16 protein-coding genes and 1 pseudogene are annotated in these 15,563 nt (G+C 42.5%); 10 read left to right on the top strand and 7 right to left on the bottom strand.

The annotated features are described in order from the left end of the window. Positions 1-202: 202 nt before the first annotated feature. Positions 203-1,168, bottom strand: coding sequence for an NAD(P)-dependent alcohol dehydrogenase (locus HWQ43_RS09640; RefSeq protein ID WP_292732430.1), 966 nt, complete (start codon positions 1,166-1,168; stop codon positions 203-205). Between the two features lie 113 nt (positions 1,169-1,281). Between HWQ43_RS09640 and HWQ43_RS09635 the strand changes: the two genes are divergently transcribed. Both HWQ43_RS09635 and HWQ43_RS09630 read left to right on the top strand, forming a co-directional pair. Then, on the top strand, positions 1,282-1,704 hold the full coding sequence (locus tag HWQ43_RS09635; protein WP_292732428.1) for a XisH family protein: 423 nt from the start codon (positions 1,282-1,284) through the stop codon (positions 1,702-1,704). Further along, positions 1,686-2,027, top strand: coding sequence for a XisI protein (locus HWQ43_RS09630; protein WP_292732426.1), 342 nt, complete (start codon positions 1,686-1,688; stop codon positions 2,025-2,027). Before HWQ43_RS09635 ends, HWQ43_RS09630 begins: the two co-directional genes overlap by 19 nt. A 105-nt stretch (positions 2,028-2,132) precedes the next feature. Here the strand turns inward: HWQ43_RS09630 and HWQ43_RS09625 are convergent. The 4 genes and pseudogenes from HWQ43_RS09625 to HWQ43_RS09610 form a co-directional block, all read right to left on the bottom strand. Beyond that, positions 2,133-2,710, bottom strand: a pseudogene (locus tag HWQ43_RS09625) (Uma2 family endonuclease). 385 nt (positions 2,711-3,095) lie between these two features. Beyond that, positions 3,096-3,311: a hypothetical protein gene (locus tag HWQ43_RS09620; RefSeq protein WP_292732424.1), complete on the bottom strand. Its 216-nt coding sequence runs from the start codon at positions 3,309-3,311 to the stop codon at positions 3,096-3,098. 15 nt (positions 3,312-3,326) lie between these two features. Next, complete coding sequence (locus HWQ43_RS09615) at positions 3,327-3,602, bottom strand: hypothetical protein (RefSeq protein WP_292732422.1); 276 nt, start codon at positions 3,600-3,602, stop codon at positions 3,327-3,329. Between the two features lies 1 nt (position 3,603). Continuing rightward, positions 3,604-3,870, bottom strand: a complete 267-nt coding sequence (locus HWQ43_RS09610; RefSeq protein WP_292732420.1) for a hypothetical protein — start codon at positions 3,868-3,870, stop codon at positions 3,604-3,606. A gap of 1,250 nt (positions 3,871-5,120) precedes the next feature. Here HWQ43_RS09610 and nifB point away from each other — a divergent pair. The 8 genes from nifB (at position 5,121) to HWQ43_RS09570 (ending at position 13,253) form a co-directional block, all read left to right on the top strand. Then, the gene (gene nifB / locus HWQ43_RS09605; protein WP_292732418.1) at positions 5,121-6,572 is read left to right on the top strand and encodes a nitrogenase cofactor biosynthesis protein NifB; all 1,452 of its coding nucleotides are present in this window, start codon (positions 5,121-5,123) and stop codon (positions 6,570-6,572) included. 117 nt (positions 6,573-6,689) lie between these two features. Next, positions 6,690-7,046 (top strand): 4Fe-4S binding protein, encoded by a 357-nt coding sequence (locus HWQ43_RS09600; RefSeq protein WP_292732416.1) that lies wholly within the window; start codon positions 6,690-6,692, stop codon positions 7,044-7,046. Between the two features lie 30 nt (positions 7,047-7,076). Then, on the top strand, positions 7,077-8,285 hold the full coding sequence (gene nifS / locus HWQ43_RS09595) for a cysteine desulfurase NifS (RefSeq protein ID WP_292732414.1): 1,209 nt from the start codon (positions 7,077-7,079) through the stop codon (positions 8,283-8,285). 114 nt (positions 8,286-8,399) lie between these two features. Next, positions 8,400-9,299 carry a Fe-S cluster assembly protein NifU gene (gene nifU, locus HWQ43_RS09590; protein WP_094349931.1) on the top strand — a complete coding sequence of 300 codons (900 nt, stop codon included), beginning with the start codon at positions 8,400-8,402 and terminating at the stop codon, positions 9,297-9,299. A gap of 222 nt (positions 9,300-9,521) precedes the next feature. Further along, positions 9,522-9,878 (top strand): group 1 truncated hemoglobin, encoded by a 357-nt coding sequence (locus HWQ43_RS09585; protein WP_104898466.1) that lies wholly within the window; start codon positions 9,522-9,524, stop codon positions 9,876-9,878. A gap of 349 nt (positions 9,879-10,227) precedes the next feature. Next, positions 10,228-11,121, top strand: a complete 894-nt coding sequence (nifH, locus tag HWQ43_RS09580; RefSeq protein WP_190730906.1) for a nitrogenase iron protein — start codon at positions 10,228-10,230, stop codon at positions 11,119-11,121. 150 nt (positions 11,122-11,271) lie between these two features. Further along, complete coding sequence (gene nifD / locus HWQ43_RS09575) at positions 11,272-12,714, top strand: nitrogenase molybdenum-iron protein alpha chain (RefSeq protein ID WP_292732409.1); 1,443 nt, start codon at positions 11,272-11,274, stop codon at positions 12,712-12,714. A gap of 299 nt (positions 12,715-13,013) precedes the next feature. Continuing rightward, positions 13,014-13,253 (top strand): DUF2281 domain-containing protein, encoded by a 240-nt coding sequence (locus HWQ43_RS09570; RefSeq protein WP_292732407.1) that lies wholly within the window; start codon positions 13,014-13,016, stop codon positions 13,251-13,253. 29 nt (positions 13,254-13,282) lie between these two features. Here HWQ43_RS09570 and HWQ43_RS09565 read toward each other — a convergent pair whose 3' ends face one another. Next, the gene (locus HWQ43_RS09565) at positions 13,283-14,194 is read right to left on the bottom strand and encodes a Bpu10I family restriction endonuclease (protein WP_292732405.1); all 912 of its coding nucleotides are present in this window, start codon (positions 14,192-14,194) and stop codon (positions 13,283-13,285) included. Positions 14,195-14,203: 9 nt separating this feature from the next. After that, complete coding sequence (locus HWQ43_RS09560) at positions 14,204-15,556, bottom strand: DNA methyltransferase (protein WP_292732404.1); 1,353 nt, start codon at positions 15,554-15,556, stop codon at positions 14,204-14,206. Positions 15,557-15,563: the final 7 nt, after the last annotated feature.

Here is a 15,563-nt window from a genome sequence, read left to right as displayed (position 1 = left end):
CGGGGAAGCAAGCTACGCGTAGCGTTCCGCAGGAAAGTCCAAAATTTAAAAAGGTCTGATATCAAGTCCGGTTAATCACTTATGATTATCGCATCTGTACAAAAATCGGAAACGCTTCTTTCCTCCTGCTCTCTGCCTCTTGCCCCGGCGGTCTAAATGATAAGTCTTTAGCCAGACACAATATGAGACGATATCGGGAAAGTCAACTAGAAACTGTGATGTCTACGACGGGCTGCGCCAACACAATTTTCCCCACGACACGCCCAGTTTCGCTATAACCATGAGCCGCCGCTAGTTCTTGTAAGGGATATGTGCGATCGATCACCACACGAATTTTACCCGCTTCAATCAATTCTTTCAGATAAATCAAATCTTGAGTGTTGGGTTTTTGCAAAATAAATTTCGCTTTTTGACCCGGAAGAAACGCTGTTAAGACGCTCTCTAAGAAGACTTCGGGGCTGGGTAGTGTGGTGATATAAATTCCATTGGGTTTGAGGACTCTTTTAGTTTGAGAGAGCGATCGCTTACCCACTGCATCAAAGATAATGTCATACTGCGCTATATCTTCGGCAAAATCTTGCTGCGTATAATCAATCACCCGGTCTGCTCCTAGAGATTTCACCAAATCCAAATTTTTGGTACTGCTAACTCCCGTCACCACTGCCCCTAAAGCCTTAGCAATTTGGACTGCAAAACTGCCCACGCCTCCCGCAGCCCCATTAATCAACACAGCTTGTCCTGTTTGAATATTTCCCTGATCGCGTAGCGCTTGCAGAGCCGTGAGCGCTGCTAACGGTACAGCCGCAGCTTCTTCATAAGATAAGTTCGTTGGTTTAAGCGCCACCAAGTTTTCTGGAACAGCTGCAAATTCGGCATAACCTCCTCCAGGGAAGCTAGTACTGCCATAGATAGCATCTCCTGGTTTAAAGCGCGTGACACCAGAGCCAACCTCTACGACATCTCCCGCCACATCCAACCCCAGAATCTTCGGAAATTTGCTGCCGGCAATCAAACTCAACATCCCTTGGCGAATTTTCCAATCAATGGGATTAACGCTACTAGCACGAACTTTCACAAGTAACTGCGTTGGCTCGATTTTCGGTTGCTCTACGTCTTCATACTGCAACACCTCAGTCGCGCCATATCGACGGATAACGACTGCTTTCATGACATTCCTCCTCTACCCTATTTTGCTGAATGAACTCAGACAGCCTGTTTTTCCTGATAAATCTAGTGTAGCGATTTCCTAAAATAGAAATATCAGTCTAAAACTACACCTGTATGCCAGCTAGAGACCTTTATCACAACAATGTTAAAAATGCTTTGATTAAAGATAAATGGATAATTACTCATGACCCACTGACTCTTAAGTTTGGTAAAAAAGATTTGTATGTTGATTTAGGTGCTAGACAACTGTTAGCGGCGGAAAAAGCAGAATCAAAAATTGCAGTTGAGATTAAAAGTTTTACTGGGAGATCGGATGTTGATGATTTAGAAAAAGCATTGGGTCAGTATATTTTATATCAGGATATCTTGATTGAATTGGAGCCAGAGCGAGTACTATATCTTGCAGTCCCTAACAGTGTTTTTGATGATTTATTTGAAGAACCCATCGGCAAACTGTTACTGAGAAATCATCGTTTAAAGCTAATTACCTTTGATCCAAAACAGGAGGTCATTAAACAATGGATTACACCCAATTAGACCACTATCGCCAAGTTATTGAAACTATCCTCAGTGAATATGCTTCACTACCCTATTCTTATGCCAATATTCAATCGGAAGTGGTGTTCGATCGAAGCCGCGATCGCTATTTGTGGATGGATCTAGGTTGGGATGGCGATCGCCGCATTCATGGCTGTCTGGTTCATATTGACTTGATTGATGGCAAAATCTGGATTCAAAGGGATGGCACGGAAGAAGGCATTGCCGCCGATTTAGAACGGGCTGGAATTCCTAAAGAACACATTGTTCTAGGGTTTCGTTCACCGGAGTTAAGACCCTACACTGGCTATGCAGTTGCTTAAGGTGCGTAGGCGCAGCTCGCACTTCTCTACGAGACGCTCCGCGAACGACAAGCTCAGTGACCATCGTAGACATCGCTCTTTAAAAGTTAACACGGAACATTTTCTTTATTCTTCAGTGGTAAATACAACACCTTCATACAGCAATTCAATCGGGCACTCAAATTCAATGCTCGATAAAGTGACGATATCTCCAGCCGTGTAGGGATAGTAAAGCCACATCCTACCCTCACCCCGACAGTAACGCTCAACGGAGATTTGTTCCGAGTCAATCAAGATATACTCTTGCAAACTAGGAATTCTCAGGTAATAAGTAAATTTTTCACCCCGATCTTTCGCGCTTGTACCTGGGGAAAGAACTTCGGCAATTAGCTTGGGATGTTGAATAAACTTGCGAGCATTCAGGTCTTCAGGGTCGCAACTGACAATAACATCAGGATAATAGTAGCGACTCTGGGCAGTGAGTTGCATTTTCACATCTGACACATTCACTCGACAACCTTTAGAACGCAAATGAGGGGTAAGCCAGTGTACAAGTTAAGTGCAATGTCGTTATGGGGAATTGTACCGCCTGTCATGGCAAATACTTCGCCATTAGCATATTCGTAGCGAAGGTCTTGCTGAGGTTCCCATTCCAGATATTCCTCAACGGTCATTTTTAGCGGCTGTTGGGGGATGGTTATCATAACTCAGATTTTTTCACGCTTGGTTTGATTGTAGCTAAATGACACTCTAACTTTTCACGATATCGTGAAAAGTCAGACTTCTATTTCTCTCTCGTTCTCGGCTACGGTGAACACACAAGTGCTTTCGTTCAGAACACAAGTGCTTTCGTTCAAAACACAAGTGCTTTCGTTCAGAACACAAGTCTTTTCGTTCAGAACACAAGTCTTTTCGTTCAGAACACAAGTCTTTTTTGAGCCAATGAGTGAATGAAACAGCTTTGCTTTTCAACAGGGGTTGGGGGGATCAAAAGGCTGTGGGGCAAATAGTTCTTAATAGTTATTTTTGGTTTCATGGCTGTTTGCATGGAGGTATTGTTTGCATTTTATGCTTGGTGGATTAATCAATTTACCAATCGTCTAATATCAGATTTGCATCTTCGCTAATTAGCTCTTCAGGGGATTGAGATGCCGACTCTATAATCATCTTCGCTTCAGGAGTTCGGATTTCTGCTAATGCCAGGAGAGACTTTCTTGGCACATTGAGCCATGTGTCATAATACCATCGGTATGTTAATGCCTTGGATAATGCAGGAATTGCTCTTTCATCGCGCAATACATCCAAAAGTTCAATAACTGATTAATGAAGACCATTATTGCTCTCATCATTGAGGATGTGACAAAGTATAGGTGTGTAATCCTTTGATAGGTTACGCCATGCTGCCATCATGACAAACGAAGCCCCAGGATAATCTGGATTTGAAGCATAATTTTCCAACTCCTGAATCACTTCGCTAACTGAAGGAGGTGATGCATCAAATTCCTTTTTCATTTCATCAGCAATTCTGTCAGTTTCTCTATAATTAGGAGAATCCTTGAATAATTTCAGATATTTTTCAACTGTGTTCCTTAGCATCTTATAGCCTCTTAATATTATTAATATTTTCGTTAAAAAAAGCAACTCCATTAGGGCTAAACCGAATGGCACGCTTGAAAAGCTCTAAGCTATATGGGATAAGCGCTACAGATTTTAAAGTGATTATTGAGTGAAGGTCTTGGTATAAGACAGGCGATTGTGCTTGATGCAATCCTTCGTAGCTTGCTGCCGTAGACATCGCTAAAAGCGTTGAGTGGGGGTTTTGCTCTTGGCGTAACCGCCCGCCAGAGGCGATCGCAACCATCATTTAAATAATTTTATTCCCCAATTTTTAGCTGCTGCTTCTAAAAAACGTCTTCAAATTTATTGCATTTTACTTCAAGTTATTGTTCACAAGGCTGTTCCTGACCGTCGTGCTAGAAACGACCGACGAGTTCGTAAACGTCGCTCGAAAGCCTGCCCCCTAATGACCACTCGGCATGAATTACGAAATATGAAAGCAAACTGCTTAACCCACAAGTGTTTCAGCTAGAGCATCGGGAAGGGGGTGAGGTTTTTTGTTAAGGTTTGTAGTGAGCAATTCAGAAAATTCATTGCGATCGCTCAATCATGTTAGATTATAGTTTGTTGTTTCTCTCAAACACAAAACCTGAGAGTCTCCTACCCATCTCCTCATTGTGGGAATGAAAAAAAAGGGGTTAAAAGTTAAGTTTTTTGAAAATTATGTGCAGCAACACGTCTATTCCCACTAACTCATAAGGCTTACCAGATAAGGCTTAAAGACATAATTGAACATCATTGTCAAAGAAAAATTAAAAGAATATGAAGTGCATTTTTACCCTCAAAAAAATGATATGTTAGATACAGAATTGAATTTCGCATGTTTCTGGAGTAAAACAATATAGATTACTCCAGTTTTTCACCCTCAAACCCTTGGCATTTATTGCTTTTGACGCAAATTGAGGGCAATCTGAGTACACATTTAAATAACCAAAATCCAAGTTGCAATTAGATTAAATTCTTTGCTGGGATTGGGTTGTGGCTGAGTACAAAGAAATCCTGAACCCCCATCTATAAACACTAGAACCCCAACCAAAAAAGACTAGAACCCCTACCTGAAAAAAACTTTTTTAATTCTTGTAATGCTTGAAGAATTAGGGTTTTTGCTATTTGAGTACAAATGTAATAAATCCAATAAATTCTATCCTAGAGAGACGCAACATCTGGCTGGGAGACGGCTGCTATAAATCTTATATCGCCAATCACCTAACGCTCTGAAACAAAACAAAGCGAAGGGTGAGTGGAGGGATGACATAGCACCATGCCTGAAGTGAAGAGAAGTCGCGGCTGTAAGCACAAATTCTACCCAAGAACCGAACGTTGACACACACCAGCCGAACATCAGATATCTATCGCCTGCCTGACTTGAAAACAAGTCGCCCTCACCCAAGGGTTTGCAGGCAGTGTGGAAGACGCGACTTCAATTCTGGGCATGAAAGAGTAGCAACGGCATCTCCCACAGTGGCAGCCAAGTCCACCGACCTTTTGCGAAACTAAATGACATCACCGTCTACACGACTCCTCAACTCCAACGCTACGGAATCGCCAACCCAAGCAAAATCAGGTGGTTGCGGCTGCGACAGCCCGAGTAGCGCCACCGTGGAAAGGGACGAAAAGCTCGAAGAACGTATTGCGAAACATCCCTGCTACAGCGAAGACGCTCATCACCACTACGCCCGGATGCACGTTGCAGTTGCTCCAGCTTGCAACATCCAATGCAACTATTGCAACCGCAAATATGACTGCGCTAACGAAAGCCGTCCTGGAGTAGTTAGCGAATTGCTAACACCAGAACAAGCAGCACACAAAGCTTTGGTCATTGGCGGCAAGATTCCCCAAATGACAGTTGTGGGAATTGCCGGCCCTGGCGACCCTCTGGCGAACCCAGATAAGACTTTCCGCACATTTGAGTTGATTGCAGAACAAGCGCCAGACATCAAGCTGTGTTTATCAACCAATGGTTTAATGCTGCCCGACTACATCGATCGCATTAAACAATTAAATATAGATCACGTTACGATCACCATTAACATGGTAGATCCAGAGATCGGTGCTAAGATTTATCCTTGGGTTCACTACAGACGCAAGCGTTATAGAGGTCTTGAAGGTGCGAAAATCCTCCACGAAAGACAGATGGAAGGATTGCAAGCCCTGAAAGATGCTGACATCTTGTGCAAAGTTAACTCAGTGATGATTCCCGGAATTAATGACCATCACTTAGTCGAAGTGAATCGAGTCATTCGTGAGAAAGGTGCATTCTTGCATAACATCATGCCATTGATTTCTGCACCAGAACATGGCACACACTTCGGTTTAACCGGTCAACGCGGCCCCACACCCAAAGAACTCAAAGAAGTTCAAGACAACTGCTCTGGTAACATGAAAATGATGCGTCACTGTCGCCAGTGTCGTGCCGATGCAGTCGGATTGTTAGGAGAAGACCGCAGCCAAGAATTTTCTAAAGAGAAATTCTTGGAAATGGCTCCCGAATATGACATGGAACAACGCGCTACTGTTCACGAAGGAATTGAGAAGTTTAAAGAAGAACTTAAAGTAGCCAAAGATAAGGCGCTAGCTGGCAAGAAAATTGCCAACAGTCCGAAAGTTTTAGTTGCAGTAGCAACCAAAGGCGGCGGATTAGTCAACCAACACTTCGGTCATGCGAAAGAATTCCAAATTTACGAAGTGGGTGGGGACGAAGTTCGCTTTGTTGGTCATCGCAAAATTGACCAGTACTGCCAAGGTGGATACGGCGAAGAAGCTTCTTTTGAGCATATTATGAAAGCGATCGCAGATTGCAAAGCAGTTTTAGTCTCCAAGATTGGTAACTGTCCTCAAGAAAAATTGCAAGAAGCTGGAATCAAGACTATTGAAGCTTACGACGTAATTGAAAAGGTTGCTTTGGAGTTCTACGAGCAATACGTTAAGGAATTAGGGAATAACGAATAGGGCATGGGGCAAGGGGCATAGGGCATGGGACAAGAATTATCCCTAATGCCTTACCCTAAACCCAATCCTCAATGCCCACTTGCCCACTGCCCCATTCCCAAAAAAGGAGAATAAATCATGGCTTACAAAATTCTTACTAGCCAGTGTATTTCCTGCAATCTCTGTCTAACGGTATGTCCCACAAATGCAGTTAAAGTGGTTGATGGACAGCACTGGATTGACTCTGAACTTTGTACAAACTGTGTTGGTAGCATTCATACCGTGCCTCAGTGTAAAGCTGGTTGTCCCACCTGCGACGGTTGCATTAAGCAGCCTAGCGATTACTGGGAAGGCTGGTTTGCTAATTACAACCGTGTAGTCGCTAAATTAACAAATAAACAAGATTACTGGGAACGTTGGTTTAACTGCTATTCCCAGAAATACTCGGAACAGTTGCAAAAGCGCCAACCCCAAAAAATGGCAACAGAAGCTTAAATAATTCGTAATTCTTAATTGAAGACAACAATGCAAAATAACTGCATCTATCTCGATAATAATGCCACCACTAAGGTAGACCCAGAAGTTATAGAGGTAATGCTACCTTACCTGACGGATTATTACGGCAATCCCTCCAGTATGCATACCTTTGGTGGGCAAGTTGGTAAAGCAGTGAGAACAGCAAGAGAACAACTTGCAGCTATCCTGGGAGCCGATGAGTCAGAAATTGTCTACACAAGTTGTGGAACTGAGGGAGATAACGCCGCAATTCGAGCCGCACTGTTAGCGCAACCAGAAAAGCGACACATCGTCACTACTCAAGTAGAACATCCAGCAGTACTCAATGTCTGCAAACAATTAGAAACCCAAGGTTATAGTGTTACCTATCTATCAGTAAATAATCAAGGGCAGCTCGATCTAGATGAACTAGAAGCTTCCTTGACGGGTAACACCGCCTTGGTGACAATTATGTATGCTAATAACGAAACCGGCACGGTTTTCCCGATTGAGCAAATTGGGTTGCGCGTCAAAGAATCTGGCGCTATCTTCCATGTAGATGCGGTGCAAGCAGTGGGAAAAATCCCCTTAAATATGAAGACTAGCACCATCGATATGTTAACTCTGTCTGGTCATAAGCTGCACGGTCCCAAAGGAATTGGTGCTTTATATATCCGGCGCGGGGTTCGGTTCCGTCCCTTCATTCTTGGGGGACACCAAGAACGCGGACGGAGGGCGGGAACTGAGAATGTTCCAGCAATTATCGCCTTGGGCAAAGCTGCGGAACTAGAACTGTTACACTTAGAAGAAGCGATCGCAAAAGAAAGAAAGCTCCGCGATCGCCTCGAACAAACTTTACTAGCTACAATTCCCGATTGTGTCGTTAACGGTGACGTTACGCAGAGATTGCCAAACACCACAAATATCGGCTTCAAGTATATTGAAGGTGAAGCAATTCTACTGTTATTGAACAAATACGGTATCTGTGCATCATCCGGTTCTGCTTGCACCTCCGGTTCTCTGGAACCTTCCCACGTCCTGCGGGCAATGGGCTTACCCTACACAACTTTGCACGGTTCAATTCGCTTCAGTCTTTGTCGCTACACCACTGAAGCCGAAATCGATCAAGTCATAGAGGTAATGCCCAGTATTGTGGAACGTTTACGCGCCCTCTCACCCTTCAAAAATGATGAAGCAGGTTGGTTGCAAGGACAAGAACAAGCACTAGCGCATCGTTAATTAGGGAATAGGGAATAGAGAATAAGAATTTACTATTCTCTACTTCCTACTCCCCACTCAGCACGGGCTAAACGCCCCGCTACCGCTAACAGCACTCATTACTCAACACTAAATATGTGGGACTACACTGATAAAGTATTAGAACTGTTTTACGATCCCAAGAATCAGGGAGAAATTGAAGAAACGGGCGAAGCTGGAGTTAAGGTTGCAACGGGCGAAATCGGTAGCATTGCTTGCGGCGATGCTCTGAGATTGCACCTGAAAGTGGAAGTAGAATCTGATAAGATTCTAGATGCTCGCTTTCAAACCTTTGGTTGTACTAGTGCGATCGCATCTTCTAGCGCATTAACCGAAATGGTCAAAGGTTTAACCTTAGATGAAGCTTTGAAAGTGTCCAATAAAGACATTGCAGATTACCTGGGTGGTTTACCAGAAGCAAAGATGCATTGCTCTGTTATGGGACAAGAAGCGCTAGAAGCCGCTATCTATAATTATCGTGGCATACCTCTAGCTACCCACGATGATGATGATGAAGGTGCATTAGTTTGCAGTTGCTTTGGCATCAGCGAGTCTAAGATTCGTCGCGTGATTCTAGAAAATCATCTTACGGATGCCGAGCAAGTAACAAATTATGTAAAAGCTGGTGGCGGATGCGGTTCCTGTCTGGCGAACATTGATGATATTATTAGATCAGTTCAACAGGAATACGCCTCACCTGCTCTCAACAATTACGGCGTAAAAGTTGCCACAGAAATTGTTACATCTAAGGAACGAGCGCTAACAAACGTCCAAAAGATTGCTCTAATTCAAAAGGTTCTTGATGAAGAAGTCAGACCCGTACTCATTGCAGACGGGGGAGATGTAGAACTCTATGATGTCGAAGGCGATCGCGTTAAAGTTGTACTGCAAGGTGCTTGCGGTTCCTGTTCTAGTAGTACAGCAACTCTGAAAATTGCGATCGAAGCCAGATTACAAGATCGTGTCAGCAAGAGCCTTGTAGTCGAAGCAGTTTAGGAATTGCTGTAGGACTTAACGTATTCTACAAATACGCTCTAATATGCATTCAGCCAGGAACAGAAAGTAGGATTTGAACCATATAATTGTCTCCACATCAATGCTTCAATCCTACCGACAACCGATAGCTAAATTAGCTATGACGGCTAACAGCATATAGGCAAAAAGATTAAGCGCCTACTTGCAAATTTCATCATCCAACTCGCTTCAAAGGAACAGGATATGAGCACATTGTACGACAACATTGGTGGACAACCAGCTATTGAACAAGTAGTAGATGAACTCCACAAACGCATTGCCGCAGACAGCCTCCTCAATCCGATTTTTGCTGGTACAGACATGGCAAAGCAACGTAATCATCTAGTTGCTTTCTTAGCTCAAATATTTGAAGGGCCAAAGCAATACGGCGGTCGTCCAATGGACAAAACCCACGCTGGAATGAACCTACAGCAACCACACTTCGATGCGATCGCCAAGCATCTCGGTGAAGCAATGGCTGTGCGTGGAGTGTCAGCAGAAGACACCAAAGCTGCACTAGATCGCGTCACAAATATGAAGGGTGCTATTTTGAACAAGTAATAGGACTTATGCATTGATTGTTGACAAATAACAACATCAAGTCCTATTGAATCTTGCAAGCTGAAACACATTATGACGTATTTGTAAATCGCGTAATTTTCTTTGTTCTTTGTCAAAACAAATGACAAAGGACAAAGGACAAAAAATCAAAAGAAAAAAATTTTAACGAGGAAGATCGATGAACTTACTGTCAATAATTTTGGCTGTGGAGCGATCGCCCCCAGCAGGCATTTATGCCAACGCTACCAACGATGCTCTACACGCGCTCACTACTGTCGCTCAACTGGCGTGAACGCAACTGACAAACGCACAGACCCACCAACCAACCAATTGCAGGGAAACACGAACAATGACTGACGAAAACATTAGACAGATAGCTTTCTACGGTAAGGGCGGTATCGGTAAATCTACCACTTCCCAAAACACTTTGGCAGCTATGGCAGAAATGGGTCAACGCATCCTCATCGTCGGTTGCGACCCTAAAGCTGACTCCACCCGTTTGATGCTGCACAGCAAGGCTCAAACAACCGTTCTTCACCTCGCCGCAGAACGTGGTGCAGTAGAAGATATCGAACTCGAAGAAGTAATGTTAACCGGTTTCCGTGACGTTCGTTGCGTAGAATCTGGTGGGCCAGAACCCGGTGTAGGTTGCGCCGGTCGTGGTATCATCACCGCCATCAACTTCTTAGAAGAAAATGGTGCTTACCAAAACCTAGACTTCGTATCTTACGACGTATTAGGTGACGTTGTGTGCGGTGGTTTCGCAATGCCTATCCGTGAAGGCAAGGCACAAGAAATCTACATCGTAACATCAGGTGAAATGATGGCGATGTATGCTGCTAACAACATCGCTCGTGGTGTTCTTAAATATGCACACACAGGTGGCGTGCGTTTGGGTGGTTTGATTTGTAACAGCCGTAACACTGACCGGGAAATCGAACTAATCGAAACCTTGGCAAAACGGTTGAACACCCAAATGATTCACTTCGTACCCCGTGACAACATCGTTCAACACGCAGAATTGCGCCGGATGACAGTTAACGAGTACGCACCAGAAAGCAACCAAGCTAACGAATACCGGACATTGGCTCAAAAAATTATCGACAACAAGAATCTAGCTATTCCTACACCCATCGAAATGGAAGAACTAGAAGAATTGTTGATTGAATTCGGTATCCTCGAAAGCGACGAAAATACCGCAATGCTAGTTGGTAAGAGTGCTGCTGAAGCTCCTGTAGTATAATTCGCTGCTAATAAATAACGCTTTAGCACAAGGAAAAAGGAAGAGTTTCATATCTTCCCTTTTATCCTCTCCTTTGCATCTCCCCCCTAATCTTAGAGGGGACTCCTAGTCCCCCTATGCCCCGATCCTTACGAGTCACAGAGGCTAAATATGACACCTCCAGAAAATCAAAACATCATCGAAGAAAGAAAAGAACTAATTAAAGAAGTTCTAGAAGCTTACCCCGACAAAGCTAAGAAAAAACGGGAAAAGCACTTAGGCGTATACGAAGAAGGTAAGGCCGATTGCGGCGTTAAGTCTAACATCAAATCCCTTCCTGGGGTAATGACCGCTCGTGGTTGTGCTTACGCCGGTTCTAAAGGTGTGGTTTGGGGTCCTATTAAGGACATGATCCATATCAGCCACGGGCCTGTAGGTTGCGGTTACTGGTCTTGGTCTGGTCGTCGTAACTACTACATCGGCACCACAGGTATTGACACCTTTGGTACCATGCACTTCACCTCTGACTTCCAAGAACGAGATATCGTTTTTGGTGGTGACAAGAAACTTACCAAGCTCATCCAAGAACTTGATGTACTTTTCCCACTCAACCGTGGTGTTTCCATTCAATCTGAATGCCCCATCGGTCTAATTGGGGATGACATCGAAGCAGTAGCTCGGAAAACATCGAAAGAAATCGGCAAGCCAGTTGTACCCGTTCGTTGCGAAGGCTTCCGGGGTGTTTCTCAATCTTTGGGACACCACATCGCTAACGACATGGTTCGTGACTGGGTTTTCACCAGAGCAGACCAAGCGAAAAAAGACGGTACACTTCAGTTTGAAGGTACTCCTTATGATGTAGCCATCATTGGTGACTACAACATCGGTGGAGATGCTTGGGCTAGCCGCATCCTGTTAGAAGAAATCGGCTTGCGCGTAGTCGCTCAGTGGTCAGGTGATGGCACCATCAACGAAATGTTGATGACCCCCAATGTGAAGATGAACCTCATCCACTGTTACCGGTCGATGAACTACATCAGCCGTCACATGGAAGAAGCTTATGGTATACCCTGGTTGGAATACAATTTCTTCGGCCCCACCAAGATTGCTGAATCTTTACGGGAAATCGCTTCCAAGTTTGACGAAACAATCCAAGCAAACGCTGAGAAAGTTATCGCCAAGTATCAGCCCACAATGGATGCGGTAATTGCTAAGTACCGCCCCCGTTTGGATGGTAAGACCGTTGCCATCATGGTTGGTGGTCTACGTCCTCGCCACGTTGTCCCAGCTTTCCTAGACTTGGGCATGAAGATGATTGGTACAGGTTATGAGTTCGCTCATAATGACGATTACAAACGTACCACTCACTACATCGAAAACGGCACCATCGTTTATGACGACGTTACCGCTTACGAATTCGAGGAATTTATCAAAGCGCTGAAGCCTGACCTAGTAGCTTCTGGTGTGAAAGAGAAGTACGTCTTCCAAAAGATGGGTCTTCCTTTCCGTCAAATGCACTCTTGGGATTACTCCGAACCTAGCGATCGCTCCTCAACATCATATAATGCAAGGTTTTCTTGCGGCGAGAGAAAAAAGAGCCTATTTCTAGCCTAAATGCAAGTTGCAGGGTTATTTAGGAACAATCTGTTTTGATGCTTTGGATAGTATAACTCTTATGCAGTCTAGTTTTTAGATTTTGCTTGCATTTTGCTCAAAGAATAACTGTAAAATGAAAGACTATTTATAATGACGATTTTTTAGATTAAATGGTGCGATCGGTTAAATTGGACAACACCAGATCAAATTTGCATCCACACTAGGATGTTTTGTTCGTTTGCTCCAGAAAGTGTTAGCCTGCTAAACTAAAGTGATTGGACGCGAAAAAGACGTATAAATAACGTCTGGAGGTTCTCTTGAGTATTATACAAACTGCTACTGAAAAAATGCGATCGCTCCCACCAGATAAGCAACAAGAGGTCTTAGATTTTATTGAGTTTCTGCAAAGTCAGCTAGCAACAAAAAATACAACCATTGAACAAATTGAGCCTATTTCATTTTTGGAAGCAGCTCAACAATTTGCTGGTTGTGTTGATGGTGGCCCCGGTGATTTGGCGACGAACAAACAATATCTTGAAGGTTTAGGAACTGAATGAAGCAGCGAGTCATCCAAGTATGCAAGCTTCTAGAAATGCCCCTGATTTAAAACATTTTCCATTGATGGACTTGTATCGTCAATTAGAGTTTGGATCTTATCGATCATTCTTTGAAACACATCATGGTGGTACTTAGAAGAATCCAAAAAATCCACATATTCCTGCCTATGAAGCTGTCTTTCATTTGGTGTTCGATATTCTTGTCTAATATTAGAAGACATACGCTTACTTTTCCGCACAATCAAAACGTGATCAATTTGAGTTGAAATTATTGAGATTGGTGTCATATCAAGAAATTCACAAATCAGGAAATATAAAGATCCAGGAACAGCTATTTTTAAATCTCTACTTGTTGCCACCGCTTCTTGAAACATCGCCTTATCTAGATTGGTCTTGCATTCCGCGCACACATATCCCAGATGTGACTCAATCAACTTGTAATCTTTAAATTCTGGATCAAAAGATGATTTTAGATATAGCTTTTTGCCAAGTATAAAATCTTGATCCTTAGTTCTAATGCTCGGTTCACCACCTTGACCAAGATTACCAATAGAAGATAAGAAACTCAGTCCAGAAAACGTATTTCTTGGGCCTAGTTCAAAAGAATCATCTATTCCTCTTAAACTACGGTAAACCACTTGTGGTAAGAATTCTTCTAAGATTGTATTATCTAGTTTTAGCTGACCCTTTTGCCTATACAAAAAATTGTCTGAGCTATCAAATATTAGGTCAAGCTCAATAAAACGTTTATATCGGTTAGTAGCTTCAACTAATTTTTCTACTGTATCTGTTTGACCACGCTCAATTGCCTCCAGCTCAGCGATCCACTCATGGTATTTTCTAGTAGCTTCTTCTAACCGTTCTTTATCAGATCCAGGTAGCCGAGGGTTCTTGAGACATGCTGTTAGTTTTGTGTAATGAGGACGAGAGAGTTCAGGCATAGCTTGGATCTATTTGGAAGGTGTAGGATTTGCTACTGGGACAGACTGATACGGTTGATAGATATGGTATTTCTTATCTAATGTAATAGTTTTTCCAATGTCCTGAGCTTTTTCAATTGCATCTTCTAAATATTTAATGTTTTTTGAAGAAACCAAAGTAAGACCATTATTCAGTACCTCAAATGCTATTTCTCTTGCAATTTGTTCAGTTATTTCCCTATGACATTTATATTTTAAGTTGCGAAAATTAATTATTTCTTCTCTAATAATTTTCCCAAATTTATTTTTAAATTTTCTATTTTGTCTCAAAACTTTTTGAAAAAGACCCGATTTTACAGCAAGGTTTTCAATAATATCAGCGTTGTAAAAAGGCACTTCAAGAACATTTGATTCGTGTCCTACAACAAATATGATTCGAGCATCATATTTAGTCACTCTTGAAAGCTCTCTTAGAATATCAGCCATATCTAGGCAGTATTGCACTACTGTATAGAAGCGATTTCCTCTATTAGCTCTGTTAGACCCAATTTCCGATTTTGCTATCTTTAATAAATCCCATCCTAAAATCTCAGCAGATTTCCGGTAGTTCTGATGATAGTTAAATACATTTATGTAAGGTGGAGATGTCACAACAAAATCTATCTGATTGTCTTTAAGAGGGAGACAACGAGCATCAGATAAACCAACTCTTATTTGTCTTTCTGAATAAGGGAACTTTTCAATTACGTTGATTAAATCAGTGAGCTTAGTTTGGATAAAATCATTAGTAATACTATTGTTTGCAATGTCAATAAGAATCACTAAAGCATCAAATATTTTTATTGATTCTTCATCTAATTCACTTTTGATGTCTCTGACAATCTCTGCTAAATCTGGACTACTATTTTCAAATATTTTGACCGAAAATTCTCTATCTATTTTATCTCGAACCTTTTTGATAACCTCTGTTCTTTGAGAATTGTTTATGAACTCATATGTTCTGCTAAGAATCCAAGCTGCTGGATTAATTTCAAAACCATATGCCTCAAATATGAAAGTACCCGCCTCTAATAAAACAGTTCCACTACCTGCAAAAGGATCAAGAATAACTGAGTTAGGTAGACAATATGAACTTAATATGACTTCAATAAGCTGTGGCGAAAACTGACCACGCCAAGCAAATAGGTTGGATCTGGTCTTCTCAACAATGTTGAGACTTGCCTGTAGAATGGGTTTATCAAATTCCTTCAATTGCCAACCTTCCTTATTTGTCAACCTATTCTCATAAGACTCAGTGTAGTTTAGCACTGATCTTTGAACATCCAAAACAATGCTTGTTAATTTATCATCAATGCGAGCTGCATCGCCCCAACTCGACAACACGCCACTG

This window comes from Nostoc sp. JL31 (assembly GCF_017114965.1).
In the GTDB taxonomy this organism is placed as follows: domain Bacteria; phylum Cyanobacteriota; class Cyanobacteriia; order Cyanobacteriales; family Nostocaceae; genus Nostoc; species Nostoc punctiforme_A.
Note: the sequence above shows the minus strand (reverse complement) of the source record. Positions and strands in the feature narration are given on the sequence as shown.